The organism is Grimontia sp. SpTr1, assembly GCF_947387585.1.
In the GTDB taxonomy this organism is placed as follows: Bacteria; Pseudomonadota; Gammaproteobacteria; order Enterobacterales; family Vibrionaceae; genus Enterovibrio; species Enterovibrio indicus.
In genome coordinates, this window is sequence record NZ_CANDOD010000007.1 from 177,833 (window position 1) to 191,755 (window position 13,923).

At 47.9% G+C, this 13,923-nt stretch carries 12 protein-coding genes; 9 read left to right on the plus strand and 3 right to left on the minus strand.

What is annotated here, in order from left to right:
- Positions 1-57 precede the first annotated feature (57 nt).
- Complete coding sequence (locus tag QL223_RS12430) at positions 58-612, minus strand: response regulator (RefSeq protein WP_281544925.1); 555 nt, start codon at positions 610-612, stop codon at positions 58-60.
- A gap of 153 nt (positions 613-765) precedes the next feature.
- Positions 766-1,665: a fructokinase gene (mak, locus tag QL223_RS12435; protein ID WP_281544926.1), complete on the minus strand. Its 900-nt coding sequence runs from the start codon at positions 1,663-1,665 to the stop codon at positions 766-768.
- Between the two features lie 554 nt (positions 1,666-2,219).
- Here mak and QL223_RS12440 point away from each other — a divergent pair.
- The 9 genes from QL223_RS12440 (at position 2,220) to QL223_RS12480 (ending at position 13,604) form a co-directional block, all read left to right on the plus strand.
- Positions 2,220-2,426, plus strand: coding sequence for a cold-shock protein (locus QL223_RS12440; protein ID WP_002536803.1), 207 nt, complete (start codon positions 2,220-2,222; stop codon positions 2,424-2,426).
- Positions 2,427-2,611: 185 nt separating this feature from the next.
- Positions 2,612-3,532 (plus strand): AraC family transcriptional regulator, encoded by a 921-nt coding sequence (locus QL223_RS12445; protein WP_281544927.1) that lies wholly within the window; start codon positions 2,612-2,614, stop codon positions 3,530-3,532.
- The gene (locus tag QL223_RS12450; protein WP_281544928.1) at positions 3,495-4,235 is read left to right on the plus strand and encodes an AzlC family ABC transporter permease; all 741 of its coding nucleotides are present in this window, start codon (positions 3,495-3,497) and stop codon (positions 4,233-4,235) included. The genes QL223_RS12445 and QL223_RS12450 overlap by 38 nt, the downstream gene beginning before the upstream one ends.
- The gene (locus QL223_RS12455) at positions 4,232-4,537 is read left to right on the plus strand and encodes an AzlD domain-containing protein (RefSeq protein WP_002536800.1); all 306 of its coding nucleotides are present in this window, start codon (positions 4,232-4,234) and stop codon (positions 4,535-4,537) included. The genes QL223_RS12450 and QL223_RS12455 overlap by 4 nt, the downstream gene beginning before the upstream one ends.
- Positions 4,538-4,654: 117 nt before the next feature.
- Positions 4,655-5,656 carry a response regulator gene (locus tag QL223_RS12460; RefSeq protein WP_281544929.1) on the plus strand — a complete coding sequence of 334 codons (1,002 nt, stop codon included), beginning with the start codon at positions 4,655-4,657 and terminating at the stop codon, positions 5,654-5,656.
- 10 nt (positions 5,657-5,666) lie between these two features.
- On the plus strand, positions 5,667-9,575 hold the full coding sequence (locus QL223_RS12465; RefSeq protein WP_281544930.1) for a response regulator: 3,909 nt from the start codon (positions 5,667-5,669) through the stop codon (positions 9,573-9,575).
- Between the two features lie 221 nt (positions 9,576-9,796).
- Positions 9,797-10,138 carry a hypothetical protein gene (locus tag QL223_RS12470; RefSeq protein WP_039849645.1) on the plus strand — a complete coding sequence of 114 codons (342 nt, stop codon included), beginning with the start codon at positions 9,797-9,799 and terminating at the stop codon, positions 10,136-10,138.
- A gap of 374 nt (positions 10,139-10,512) precedes the next feature.
- Complete coding sequence (locus QL223_RS12475; RefSeq protein WP_281544931.1) at positions 10,513-12,099, plus strand: HlyD family efflux transporter periplasmic adaptor subunit; 1,587 nt, start codon at positions 10,513-10,515, stop codon at positions 12,097-12,099.
- Positions 12,096-13,604 (plus strand): glycosyltransferase, encoded by a 1,509-nt coding sequence (locus tag QL223_RS12480; protein WP_002536795.1) that lies wholly within the window; start codon positions 12,096-12,098, stop codon positions 13,602-13,604. Before QL223_RS12475 ends, QL223_RS12480 begins: the two co-directional genes overlap by 4 nt.
- On the opposite strand, the gene QL223_RS12485 is transcribed toward QL223_RS12480, so the two are convergent.
- Positions 13,595-13,918: a DUF4156 domain-containing protein gene (locus QL223_RS12485; RefSeq protein ID WP_002536794.1), complete on the minus strand. Its 324-nt coding sequence runs from the start codon at positions 13,916-13,918 to the stop codon at positions 13,595-13,597. The genes QL223_RS12480 and QL223_RS12485 overlap by 10 nt on opposite strands.
- Between the last annotated feature and the right edge of the window lie 5 nt (positions 13,919-13,923).

A 13,923-nucleotide genomic window follows, 5' to 3' on the forward strand; every position in this document is an offset into this window, starting at 1 on the left:
CGTGGAGGAAGGAAGGGCGGTTATCTGCTTAAGCGAGCAGATAACCAGTTAACGGGTTTAAACAATACCGATATTAATGAAGGAGTCTGTTTTGCTCAGCTCTTCAAACAAACCATGCATTTTTCTCTTAGTAATGGGCTTACGCATGTAGCCAGTAGCGCCGTAATACTCGACCACCTGAATAGGATCCAATCTAAGCTTTTCACAGCCAATCAAAATGGAACTGATCTTGCCTTCCACCTCCTCATCATCAATGACGCGGTGGGCAATTTTATCGAGCAACGCCAGCTTTTCTTCTGTGTCTGCGTCCACTTTTATCTTCTCTGCCTGGGAGATGGAAGCCATACTCTCGCTGGAAACGACAACAATATTTTTAACGTTGCAATTTGCTCTCAGGTAAACCAACGCTGATAAGCCATCCATGTTGGGCATGCGCAGATCGGTGAGGACCAAATCCACCGAAGGGTTACGCTCTACCAAAGAGATAAGCTCCCTGCCATCTTTCGCCTGCCCTAGAATTTCAAATGGTCCAAAGTCTTTTTCTATTGCATCCAAAGACTCAATGATACCCTCGCGCATGTCTGCCATATCGTCCGCAAAAATGATCTTCATACGTCCCCTTAAAATGCCATCAAATACTGAAGTATTATAAATGAGAATCACCTTGTAACTATAGAGACATTCGCTGAGGTTGGCGTAAGAGAGAAAACTGAGGAAAGGAAGAAAGACGGGGGCATGGCGGAGACGCCATGCCCCAATGAATCATTACCAGAGCCAGGCTGCGCCGCGCACGCCGCTGGAGTCACCGTATTTGGCTTTGACGATTGGCGTATCGCACTCGCCACCCATCACCCACTTTTTCATCAGCTTTGGCACATTGGTGTACAAGCGTTCAACGTTAGACATACCGCCACCCAGCACAATCACATCCGGGTCCAACACGTTCACCACAGAAGCCAGTGCCCGGGCTAAACGATCTTCATAACGTTGAATACAGGCTTCTGCGGCTTCATCACCTTCTGCAACACGCGCCATGATCTCGGGTCCACGCAGGGTTTCACCATGCATAAGCTCGAAGTCTTTCCAGAATCCGGTGCCGGAAATAAACACTTCCAGACAACTTGGCCGTCCACAGTAGCAGTGAATATGATCCGCATGATGACGGTCTTGGTCGTTCTGCCAAGGCAGTGGATTGTGTCCCCACTCCCCTCCCACACCATTACCACCAGCATGGACTTTGCCATCAATCGAAATACCGCCCCCGCAACCTGTACCGATAATCACGCCATAAACCATATGCTTGCCAGCTCCTGCGCCATCAACAGCTTCTGATACCGCAAGGCAATTGGCGTCGTTGGCAATACGCACTTCCCTGCCTAGCAGAGCGCCTAAATCTTTGTCCAGCGGCTGGCCATTTAGCCAAACTGAATTGGCATTTTTTACCTTCCCGGTGACAGGGGAAAACGTACCTGGGATCCCTAACCCAACAGTGCATCGTTCTCCGACTGCGGCTTCGGCTCGGTCAACCAAGCCTTTGATCGCATCCAGTGTGCCTTGATAGTCATGTTGTGGCGTAGGTACGCGCTCAACGAAAACCTGCTCACCGTTGGTGTTCAGTACAACGGCCTCAATTTTTGTGCCGCCAAGATCAATCCCAATTTTCACTCAAGGTCCTCCCGAACGCTTTGTTTGCTATTGATGATTTTATTTTCTTCTATGAATTCAAACAGTGACGGGCTCGAAACATCAGAACGGGCTGTCTCACCAAGATAGTCTGACTTTGTGGACTTATTTGACAAAGCTGTGACATTTTCACTTCAATCCGCTGGCTAACATTATGATTCTTAGAACAAATACACTTTTTGATTTGAAAATCGAGAGATGTCTCACTTTCTTTTCCCAGAAATCCGACTATTTTTAACAAGTGCTCAATTTGGTCAGCTTCGACTGACAGATTTCGCCTTTTGGGCGACACAAAGCACATGGTGAAGCAGATAGGCCATAATTTAGCTATACAATTGGCCGCTCTGTGGTACTATCGTTCGGCCTGGTTAATAGAGCTCTTTATGCTGCAATTGAAAACTTCGTTACACCCTACCTTCGCAAAAGTAAGTTGTCCTGAAGCTATTCGCTACATTTGCCACCATAAATGATTCATTAATAAAAGGTCTTAATGCGTTCGCGCAATGTTACAAATGGAAATATATTCAGGAGACAACATGTCTAAATCTACCGGTACCGTGAAGTGGTTTAACGAAGAAAAAGGTTTTGGTTTCATTCAGCAAGAAAATGGCCCAGACGTTTTCGTTCACTTCCGCGCTATCACTGGCGAAGGTTTCAAAACTCTGGCTGAAGGCCAAAAAGTAGTATTCGAAATCGAACAAGGCCAAAAAGGCCCACAAGCTGCAAACGTAGAAAAAGCATAATTTTTCTTCTCGCAGAGAATTTGAAAGGACGCCCTCGTGGCGTCCTTTTTCTTTATCTGAATACCAAATTTTTCATTTCGCTCGCTGCCGCTATCGCAATTTTGTACAAATTTTTCTCGGCCGCTTTCGGTATACTCCTAAGATTCTGGTAACCCAATCCTTCTTTGGGTGAAGCAAGGAGTGCAATGGAACGCGCGAAATTTGAATCGTCCCCTCTTTTAGGCGGCTTGGAGGTGTTGGAAGCCACCTACGAAAAACAAGCTTTTTCCCGCCATACGCATGAGGGTTATACCGTCGGTGTCATTCGCAAGGGCGCGCAGCGTTTTTGGCGAACCGGTGGTTATCACGTCGCGCCAGCCAGTAGCATTATTCTTGTTAATGCGGACCAAGTTCATGATGGCCACTCTGCAACTGAAGGTGGCTGGACGTATGAAGCCATGTACCCTACTGAGGCGCAATTCGAGTCGGTTTCCAAAGATCTTGGGCTGGCTTCCAAAGTTCCGTATTTCCCCTTCGCTGTTGAAGAAGACCCCAAACTGTCCAACCAACTCCTAATGCTTTTCTCGCTGCTGCGAAGCAATGAAGACCCACTGCTTACTGAAACCTTCACCCATCATGTGTTGCTTTCATTGACGTGTCGGTTTAACAAGCGCCCGCAGTTGCCAGAAGACATCGTCAAGATTGGCCCTAAACTCGATTTGGTCAGGGAATACCTGCATCAAAACGCCACAGAAACCGTGAGTCTGGAAACCCTTAGTGAGCTTTCTGGCGTCAGCCCTTATCACTTAGTCAGACAATTCAAAGCCCGTTACGGCTTGCCGCCACACGCATACCAAATCCAGCAACGTGTCCGCCGGGCGCAACACATGATGAAAAACGGTTTGAGTCTTGCCGACTGCGCAATTTCATGCGGCTTTCACGATCAAAGCCATTTCCACCGTCATTTTCGCCGCGCAATTGGCGTCACGCCTAAGCAATACCAGAAAGCAATTTTGTGCAATTCTTCGATTCGGCTCGCTGATAAAACTGAAAGCATTCTCCCGCATTCGGATAAATCGAAGGATTCGCATGAACAAGGACAATCCCGCATTAACCATGAAGAATAGAGTTTGGCTCAGCGCCTGCGCTGAAATGTTTCCGCTCAGCGTGGCGGTGATCCCATGGGGCGTGCTCTGTGGCTCACTGGGCGTCCAAATGGGATTAACTCCTTTGCAGGCACAAGCCATGTCACTGTTTGTTTTTGCCGGTGCTGCGCAGCTTTCCGGCGTTACCATGATGGGGGCTGGGGTGCCAGGGAGCACCTTGTTTGGTACCACCTTCGTCATCAGTGCCCGCCATTTGCTCTACTCGGTGAATTTCCGCCAGTACATCCGCCAGTTACCCTTTAGATGGCGGGTTGCTCTCGGCTTTCTTTTGACCGACGAGATGTATGCACTGTGTGCAGCTCAGATAGAGAAGACGGGTCAATTTGATAAACACTACGCCTTGTTCAGTGGCGCCTTTTTCTATCTGTGCTGGAATCTTGCCACCTTATTGGGTGTCCTCGGTGGAACCCAGTTTGAGAACATCGAAGAACTAGGGTTGGAATTTGCCATCGCCGCGACTTTCCTCGCTTTGGTTATTCCAAGCATCAAAGATATTCCCGTCTTGGTTTGTGTGTTGGTCTCGTTTGCAGCCATGACGATATTTACACTGGCAGGTTTTGGCAATGCACTCATCGCCGCTGCCCTAACAGGCATGATGGCAGGGTTTGTGTGTGAAAGCGTTATGCCCACTCGCAGCAAAAAAGATGGGGAGAAAAGCAAATGAATACCTGGCTTCTGATCATTGGCATGGCCTGTATTACCTTTTCAGTTCGTTACTTCTTTCTCGCTCAGAGCATTCCCTTCCGGGTCACACCAGTGATGCAAAGAATTTTGAAGTATTCAGCACCCGCCGTTCTCACCGCGTTAGTCGTGCCCATTGTTCTTTTCCCTCAAAGAAACATCGACATATCACTCGACAATCCTTTCCTGTTGGCGGGTGTGTTCGTATGTATACTCAGCCTGATGCGTCTCAGCACTCTGAAAACGGTCGTAATTTCAATGATTTTCTTCTGGTTAATCCGCTAACGAGATCTGTATCAGAATTAATAATCTCATTTTTAAAACCAGCCTCTCTTTCATTGAAAAATCAGCCCTCTAGACTATTCCTTAATAAGGGAGAGTATATGTTTGACGGGGTTGTAAATGCTGGAAAAGTGCTTAGTTGTTGATGACCATGAAATGATCCGGGAGACCATCGCGATTATGGCGAAGTCTCTCGGCTTTAATGATTGCATCATGGCTATTGATGGCGCTGATGCAATCTCCAAGCTCTACCATGAACGTCCATCGTTCATCATCACGGATTTGCAGATGGAGCCTATTGATGGCCTTGAAATGCTGCGGCTGATCCGCAGTGGGCGCTATGGCCTGCCTCATGATATTCCCATCATCATTCTGACCGCCAATGCATCCGAGAATGTGATTGCCCAATGTATCGCTTTCGATGTTGATGCTTTTCTGGTTAAACCCGTCAACAGACAATCGCTTCAGGAACGCATCAACCAGCTTTCATTGCAAGCCAAACCCAAGAAAACTGTTGAGCATTACTTTTCGATGTATGAGCAAGACCCCGCAAAATCCACGGCATTCCAGATGAATGGCACCGTCGCTTTTACCGATGAGATACTCAAAGAGGTCGATGAGGTTATTCATGAGCACAAGGCTCCAATCCCGCCAGAGTTTTTATCACAGGAGCCGATTATCCCACCCGCTGCGGAGGGACAGCCTGAACCAGATAACCGCAAGAAATTCATCAAATGGCAAGACCGATTTACCGTTGGTCATCACGAGTTGGATGAAAGCAACAAGGAACTGCTCGCCATTATTAACGATACCTATGACCTTGTGGTGAATCACCATGAAGGTAACGAGTACGAAGACATTGCCAGGCGTTTTCAACATTACGTCAAACACCACATCGAGCAGGAAGAAGCCCTGCTCATAGAAGCTGACTACCCGAGGCTGAAAATGCACAAAGACATGCATGCGCGCCTCATCAAACAGGCTGAGTTTGTGGTGCTTAAATGTCAGGCAGATCCTAGTTTCTACAAAACCGATTTTTTCCGACTTCTGCGCTTTTGGTGGGTAAAACACGTCGTTCAAGAAGACACCAAATACAAGTCCATCTTTGAAATGCAGACTTGATGAGGATTAAATGGCTAACAACCTCCGCCTGGCCAGTCAGGAATCACGCTATACGCTAGCTCAGCTTTTCCTGAGCGGGGGTATCGTTATCATCATCCTGTTACTGACTTTTGTGTGGTTTTACCGCTCGATCTATCAAGATACGCAGGAAAAACTTTCCTACTTCCTGAGCACTGAAGTCAGCAACCTCAGCGCTTCTGTGGATGACTGGTACCATCACCGCGAACGCGAGCTGGAAATCATTGCTACTGACAAACAGTTGCTCCAAGCACTGGATATAGGTGGAGTATTCAGCGAAGACGCACTCACCAATGCGGGGGAAGTCCAGAAAATCCTTGAGCTATACCGGGATTCTTTCTCTCTTGATGAAGTCACCTTGTTTTCACCCAGTGGAGAAATCCTTCTCGAGCTGGCTTATGAGTTTTCCGACACCGCGAAGAACGCTTACCCTGACATTGCCCGTATGGTCAGGCACCGTGATTTGTTTGTAACGCCGCCTCACATATCCAACGACATAAAATCTAACACTGAAGTTTTTATGGCCGTTGCTTTTTCTAATGGCACTAAAGACAGAGCGCCAGTTATCCTGTTCGCATCAAGGGAAAGCACTGACTTTGACAAACTGTTTTTCAGCAAGGAAATCATTCCGTCCCGTATTGCTTTTGCCGTCAACAATAATGGCGAGGTAATTGCGCCCGCAAAAAAAAATTTGTCTTTGTTACCAACATCGATAGAGACGGCTAAAAGGCAGCGGAAGACACCATCTGACTTACTTTACCGTTCGGACAAAGTTATCCGGGTCAATGCAGAAGGTTATCAAGGTCAGCTGCCTAACCCATCGATCGGCGCATGGATGTGGCACAACAAGCTACCAATAGGGTTGGTGATTGAGTTTGATGCCGGCAGCGCGCTCAGCGCGGTGTCCTATACCCGTAATTACCTTTCCGTCGCGTTTCTAGTGGTCACAGCGGCATTTGTCCTTTTTCTTATTAAGCACGCCAACTCTTTGTTGGGGATTGGTTTTACCAAGCGATATCTGGAATCCATCTTAAAAAATTATGCCGATGGTGTGATCGTGTTTGATAACCGCAGCAACGTGATGACCGTCAACCATCGCGCATCTACGCTGGTTGACTTGCCGAATGTCCCGGAAGGCGGCGCTCCATTAAACACCCTTTACACAGATATCAATGCGCAGCTGTTGGCCGCCATTAAACAGGTATATCAAAACGCACTGGAAAACGAAGAGGCCAGCAAAATATTCCAGGGGGGAAGCGAAGATGCGTTGTTTCTCCAACTTATCGGAAATAAACAGCGCATCGGCGATCAGGACTACGTCGTGATGAACGTGCGGGACATTACCCAACGTACTCGTATGGAAGCAAAGCTCAGCCGCAGTAACGCACTCTATTCCGTGTTCAATTCCGTTCAGGATATGTACATGACCACGGGTAACTCCGAGCGCTCGTTCAAAAAAGCACTCGTGGTATTAGCGACCTTTACCGACAGCAAACTCGCGGCAATGTTGTCGGTCAAACAGGGCAAGCAAGAGGTGCTTTTCAAGCACCAGACCACCAATCTCAATCATGAATTCACAGGGCTGCCAATCCAACTGCTGCCTTATGCCGAATCCTCCATTCAGCTCAAGCGCACAGAATTTTCATCTCTTCATAAAGAGGTAGTGAGTGAGAACAACGAATTCTTTGAACACTATGCGTTACTGCCACTGGTGACCATGGGTGAAGAGGTCGGCGTTATTGTACTGGCAGGCCGTGAAGAGCCCTACACAGAAGAGCTCATCAACTGGATTGCGCCTGTTGTAAAAAGCATCTGCAGCATGTTGTATTCCAACCGCCAAACCCAGCTTAACAAAGAAGTGAATGAAGCACTGGTCAAAGCCAAAGACGATGCTGAGCAAGCCAATGAAGCCAAATCAAACTTCCTTGCCATGATGAGCCATGAGATCCGCACACCGATAAACGGCATCATCGGGATGTCTGAAGTGCTTTCTCACACCCAACTTTCCTATGAACAAAGACATTACAACGACACGATTACGGTGTCGGCAAACGCCTTGCTGGACATCATCAATGACGTGCTAGACCTGTCAAAGATTGAAGCGGGTAAGATGTCTTTGCGGGAGGAAACCTTCTGCGTCCACGAGCTGATTGGGAACGTTACGAATATCGTTGCGCCAAGGGTGAAAGACAATGTGAGTTTTACCACTTATACGGACCCTACGCTCCCTCGGTTTATCACGTCTGATTTTTCCAAACTCAGGCAGATTTTGGTGAATTTGGCGGGTAACGCAGCAAAGTTCACCGACAGTGGCTACGTGGACGTATCCATTACTCAAATCCGTCGCCATGGTGCGACTTGCGACATCGAACTTAAGGTAACAGATACTGGCATCGGTATTGACCAAAGCCAGCTCGATAAGGTTTTTGAAAACTTCTCCCAGATAGATAGCTCCAGCAAACGCCGTTATCAGGGAACAGGGCTTGGCCTGCCCATATGCCGTAAATTTACGGACCTTCTCGGCGGCGATATTCAAGCCAAGAGTGACATTGGACAAGGCTCAACTTTCCGCGCACGTTTTACCGTCAACATTCCTGACAAACCACGTGAACAGCTCTCTTCAGACTCAATCTCATTGAAAGGTGTGAACACGCTACTGATTTCCCGAAGTGTCAGCCAAGTCACCAATCTCCAGAAATACTTCAACATATTGGGATTGGCCGTCACCGTTGCCAGAGATGAAAATGCCGCATCGACAGCATTACAATCAGGCGGTTTCAGCGTCACCTTGCTTGACCACACTGTCTCCCTTGAAAAACTGAAAACAATTCTGACGTCACAGAGCCACTCTCATACCGTTATCTATCTGGCCGACATACGCGGTGTATTGACGAAGAATACAGAAGCAATCTCAGCGGCTCTCACTTCACCGTTTAACATCGAAACCATTCATCACACACTGACAACGATTATCGCACTGGATGCCCAAGGTCTGACGCGTGAACAAATATTCCGCAAGATGACCCAACAGGAGAAAGCTGAGCGCAATGCCGGCACCAGTCTCTATGTGCAAGGGTTGTCTGTGCTCATCGCGGAAGATCACCCTGTCAATCAGGAACTTATCAATACCGTTCTGACCAAGCTTGGGTGTAAAACCACACTTGCTGATAACGGCTCCATTGCCTTTGAACGCTTTATGTCCAATCGCTATGACATGATTTTTATGGATTGCCAAATGCCAGTGATGGACGGCTTTGAAGCCACGCGAAAAATCCGCCAGCTGGAATCTGAAAACCAGTTACCGGAAGTACCGATTATCGCCATGACGGCTAACGCCATGAGTGGCGATCGCGAGAAGTGCCTTGAAGCAGGCATGACAGAGTACATTGCCAAGCCCTTTAAACAACACGACTTGATTGTGATGATGAACAGCTTCCTACCAGAGCCGGAGCCCAGCTCTGAAAACATTTCTGTTGCTGCCATCGCAGAACCTTCTCAGCCATCACAATCACCAGCCTCAACTGCTGCGGAGCTTCAACCACAACAAACAGAAGTCGAAAACGAAACACTCGATCCTTTCGATTTCTCGACACTCAAAGAGAGTACGGGGGATGATCCTGAGCTTATCAGCATGTTGGTGGATCGCTACCTTTCCACACAGCAAAGCGATATGAATGCGTTAGCCGAAGCTTGGGACAACGATCGCTTTGTCGATGTGAAGAAAATCGCCCACAAGATGAAAGGGGCAGCCTTGATGGTCGGTGCTGTCGATTTTTCTAGCGATTGCAAAGCAATGGAGCAATACAATTTTGACGGCAACCCACGACCTGACGAGCTGTATGAAAAAATCCAGAGAGGATCCGTGTTGCTCTGTGAGCGGATGTCTGCCAGTAAGCCTTAGCGGCGGTTGATCTCTTGTTTCTGCGTAGTAGAACATTTGCGATTGTGCAAGTGTAAAATGGTCGCTATTTGCATTCTTTTTATTAAGATTGCAAACCGAGCTCCACTATCTTAAGCGGCTACTGGTCAACATGGCTGGTTTTATTAAACTATTCAACAAATAAGAAAAACCGCCTAAAGGCGGAAACCTATAATTATTATATATTTTAAAGAGATTACGCTATGCCGACAGTCATTCCTTTCCCTGCCGAGGGGGGTTCGCGCTGTGAACCTCAAAACAGCCCCATGACCGAGATGATTCGCGAGGAGTTGAATCAACTCAGTTCTAATGAATATATGGTCAATTGCATCATGGAGCGCATGAAGCCTTTCATCGCCACGCTCGATTGTGACCTGAGTCTGGACATGGAAATCACGGAAGAAAATGAAGCTGGCGTCATGCAGATGATCCCGTCTATTCAGGATCTGCAAAGCCGCTTTGATGGCATCATCTCAGAGATTATCTCTGAGCGAATCCTGCACGAAATACACCTATTCCATCTCGAGCGCGCCACCCAAGTTTAAACTGGTGGCTACCTACATAGACAAAAAGCGGCTGTTCAGTCGCTTTCTTGTTGTGCCAGAATTATCCACACCTCCTGTCCAACTATTCCTCATATTGCGAAAATTAGGATTTTCGATTCTCAATTTGCAGCACCCGTTTTTGATGAGTCGGGAGAGCAAGCCGCAGATTTCTCAGTCATATCTAAAAGGTAATCAGCTCTGAAGGTAATCATTAGCCCCCGTAGATGCTGCACTTTCCTCCCAAAAGTCGCCATTACTTATATACTTATCATTAGTTCTTCTTTTTGAGTCGATGGCCTTGCAAGTTCAACTTTGTCTTGCTGGCGCGACAATTGCAGTTTCCTAGTCAAGGCGTAGCCCAACAAGGAGGCAACATGGGAGTAGCGGCTATCAACACAGGGTCTATCCACACGTTTCAGTCCCGTTCCGGTGCGCGGAAATTTCCACGCATTGAGTTTCCGGCACAAGTTGAAATCGATGGCGTCCTATATCCCACCAAGGAATGGAGCGTGGGTGGATTTTCTATTGATGATAACCTCTATCCTGGAAAGAAAGGCGATAAGCACCATGGGCACTTGTGCTTTGAGCTCCCTGTCGGACGCTTCTCAACCCCCATGCAATTTGAAGTGATGCGTGCCAGCGAAAGCGGTTATGCAATGGGTTGCCAGTTCTATTCGCTAAACTCCGGTCACCAGAAAACGCTGCAATCGATAGTCGATACCTACCTCACTGGTGAAACGATTTCACTGGAAAGTGTCACCTCTTACGGCGTTAAAGCGCAGCTGCACGAAGAAGAAGTTCAGCGCATGCAGCAAAACTGGTGGCGTTTCGCACTCGTTGCCTTAATTTCAGTCGCGATCATTACCGTTGCCGCCTTGATGGTGCAGTCCCGTATTCTCAACATCACCTCACAGCATGCTGCTGTAAGCCAACCCGTACTCTCCCAACGAAGCTATAACAACGGTGTATTAAACCTTTCAGATTTCAAACCCGGTCAACAAGTCAAAGAAGGCGACCTATTGTTTTCCGTTTTTACCGAGGAAGGCACGGACTTGCTCGCTAAAGACAAGCAAGAGCTGGACAAGGTCAACAGTCAGATTAACTATTTACAAACCGTGCTTCGTCAAAGTAGAGAGTCGGTGGCTCGTTACAACTCCCAACTTTTCAAAGAGCTTCAGCTACTCTCTGAAAAAAAGGATTTATTGACAGAAGAGCTCCAAACCCGCGAGAAAATCTTAAAGCTGTATGATAGGGGCTTCCGAAAAGGCAGTGTCGACTCAGTGACACGTGAACTGGAGCGCGTTGAAACTTTCGAAATCAAAAGAGACCTCCTTTCACTTGATGCCGAAATCGAAGCCATCGAAAGCCAATTAGATCAAATTTTGCTTGGTGTTCCACCCAAAGAAGCGCAAATCAGTGGTAAATCCCCGTTTGAAGCGCAAAGTCAGCTCGACATCTTGATCGCTGAAAAAGACAAGCTTCTTGAAGAAATCGAACGACTGAAAACCCGCGGGTTGGCCTATGCACCCTGCGATTGTTACATCGTTGCTATCAACGCCCGTGATGGTCAAATCGTACAAACGGGTACCGCTATTTTTGAGCTGTCTCCATCACCCAGTCCTGACCGAGGTCAACGCTCGATTCTGGCATTAATGCCACTCGAAAAAGCAGAACTGCTCAAAATCGGTATGGAAGTGGAATACAAACTTGCCAGTAACGATACAAAACAAATCGGCACAATAGAGCATGTGCAGTTCTACAGCGCCGCCAATGCGGATATCTATAACGAAGAAGGCGAATCATTGAGCGGCCTGCCAAAAACCTTACCAAGGCTTAATCAATATACGCTGATCAAAGTTGTGCCACAGCAAGGTGCCGAGACGACCATAGTGAATGAGCCCGCCACTGTGATTGCAACAGTGGGTTGGAAAGATGTCTTCAAACACTGGTTCAACCTATGAATGTCGATCGCCTTTTCATCAAGAACTTCCATCGCCAGGATCCTCGGCATATCACTATCCTTTGGTGGCTGTTCTTCGCGACCCTGCTTCTGGGGCTTTGGGGGTTGTATATCATTCTGCCTGATGTCCCGGTTCAGGAAGAGGTAGTTTACACGCTTGGCTTTATCGGATTGTGGCGCTATGGCTGGAAATCCATTCACCTACTTCGTGGGCTCTATTACCAATATGTTCGTTATCCGGTGATTTCCAGCTTGGCGGAGATGACACATAAACCGAGCGAGATATTGGTGGTGATCCCCTGTTACCGCACCACACCAGAGATCAGTGCACCCGTCTTCAAAGCATTGATTGATGAGATTGGGAACTTTGGCGTTGCATGCCGCGCGGTTGCTTGTGTTACCGACGAAGCCGATATCGGTATCATTGAATCCCAGTTCGACAAGCTCAAACAACGGGTTCCTGTCACTCTGTTCATTATCGATCAGGACGGTACCGGCAAGCGTAACACCATGGCAGATGCACTGACTCTCCTGGCGGAAGACCGCCCCGTTTCCAAAGACAGCGTGTTGATCCTGATGGATGGGGATACTGTGGTCCCTGAAGGTATATTGGCAAAAGTCTCAGGGTTTCTGATGCGCTATCACGATCTTGGCGCGGTGACGACGCACAATAAGCCCATCGTGAAAGGCAGTTCCCTCACCCGACAATGGTATCGTCAGCGCATGGCACAACGCCATTTCTATATGAGCTCACTCAGCCTGACCTATCGTGTTTTGGTACTGACAGGCCGCTTTTCAGCATTTCGCGCCTCCATGGCGCTGTCTCCCGACTTTATCGAAAGCTTGCGCTATGACCACGTTAAACACTGGCGTTACGGCAGAATCCGTATGTTAACCGGGGACGATAAAAGCACCTGGTTTTATGTGCTCAAGGAGCGCTGGAAAATGCTCTACATTCCAGACATGGCGGTAACTTGCCTGGAAGATGCTCCTTCAGGCAGTTTCTTGGGTACCAGTATCTCACTGATGACCCGTTGGTACGGCAATATGCTCCGCAGTAATATCCGTGCTATCCAACTCGGTCCACGCAAAGCTGGCCTGTTTTTGTGGCTCTGTCTGTTAGATCAACGGATCAGCATGTGGACGACCCTGATTGGCCCGTCACTGGCGATATTTGTTGCAGCACTCATTGGACCCAAGGTTGTCATTGCCTATCTGTTCTGGGTGGCTGCTACGCGAAGTTTAAATGTGATGCTGATTTCGGTGCAGTCAGGGCAATTTCACCCCATCTTTGTGGTGTTACTATGGTATGAGCAAATGGTAGGTTCTCTGGTGAAGGTATACCTGTTCTTTCACCCGAACGTACAACGCTGGACACGACAAGGCATTGCCGGGAAAGTGGAAGACCACTCGATATCTCAAGAGATTAAAAAGTGGCTTCCACATTTGGAAACCACCGCAGCATTTAGCGCACTACTGATTTTCGTGATGGTGCTTTACGGATGACAGCGATACGCTTTAGCCAGAAAAGTGACCGATGTAGAGAAAGGTTTTGGCGCATACAGTAGAACAGTATCCGCTTCCAGCAGCATCGCTTTGTTACGCAATTCATTCACCGCGCCCTGAGTCAGCACACCATCTTCAATCAGCCAATAGTCGTACCAATGCCCCTGAGAGCCGACAACGACGCCTTTATCTTCACAATGCAGCATTTCTAATGCATCACCCCACAAGACGGTGATTTTTTCGCTACCCGGATCCGGTGTGGCCACACACCCCGTCAACAGCATCGCCCCAAATAATGTTGCCCACTTATTCATTTTAT

Excerpts from the sequence above, each read along its gene's own strand:
- QL223_RS12475 (WP_281544931.1), top strand. The coding sequence starts at position 10,513 with ATGGGAGTAGCGGCTATCAACACAGGGTCTATCCACACGTTTCAGTCC.
- QL223_RS12460 (WP_281544929.1), top strand. The coding sequence starts at position 4,655 with ATGCTGGAAAAGTGCTTAGTTGTTGATGACCATGAAATGATCCGGGAG.
- QL223_RS12440 (WP_002536803.1), top strand. The coding sequence starts at position 2,220 with ATGTCTAAATCTACCGGTACCGTGAAGTGGTTTAACGAAGAAAAAGGT.
- QL223_RS12465 (WP_281544930.1), top strand. The coding sequence starts at position 5,667 with ATGGCTAACAACCTCCGCCTGGCCAGTCAGGAATCACGCTATACGCTA.
- QL223_RS12445 (WP_281544927.1), top strand. The coding sequence starts at position 2,612 with ATGGAACGCGCGAAATTTGAATCGTCCCCTCTTTTAGGCGGCTTGGAG.
- QL223_RS12455 (WP_002536800.1), top strand. The coding sequence starts at position 4,232 with ATGAATACCTGGCTTCTGATCATTGGCATGGCCTGTATTACCTTTTCA.
- QL223_RS12430 (WP_281544925.1), bottom strand. The coding sequence starts at position 612 with ATGAAGATCATTTTTGCGGACGATATGGCAGACATGCGCGAGGGTATC.
- QL223_RS12485 (WP_002536794.1), bottom strand. The coding sequence starts at position 13,918 with ATGAATAAGTGGGCAACATTATTTGGGGCGATGCTGTTGACGGGGTGT.
- QL223_RS12450 (WP_281544928.1), top strand. The coding sequence starts at position 3,495 with ATGAACAAGGACAATCCCGCATTAACCATGAAGAATAGAGTTTGGCTC.
- QL223_RS12480 (WP_002536795.1), top strand. The coding sequence starts at position 12,096 with ATGAATGTCGATCGCCTTTTCATCAAGAACTTCCATCGCCAGGATCCT.
- QL223_RS12470 (WP_039849645.1), top strand. The coding sequence starts at position 9,797 with ATGCCGACAGTCATTCCTTTCCCTGCCGAGGGGGGTTCGCGCTGTGAA.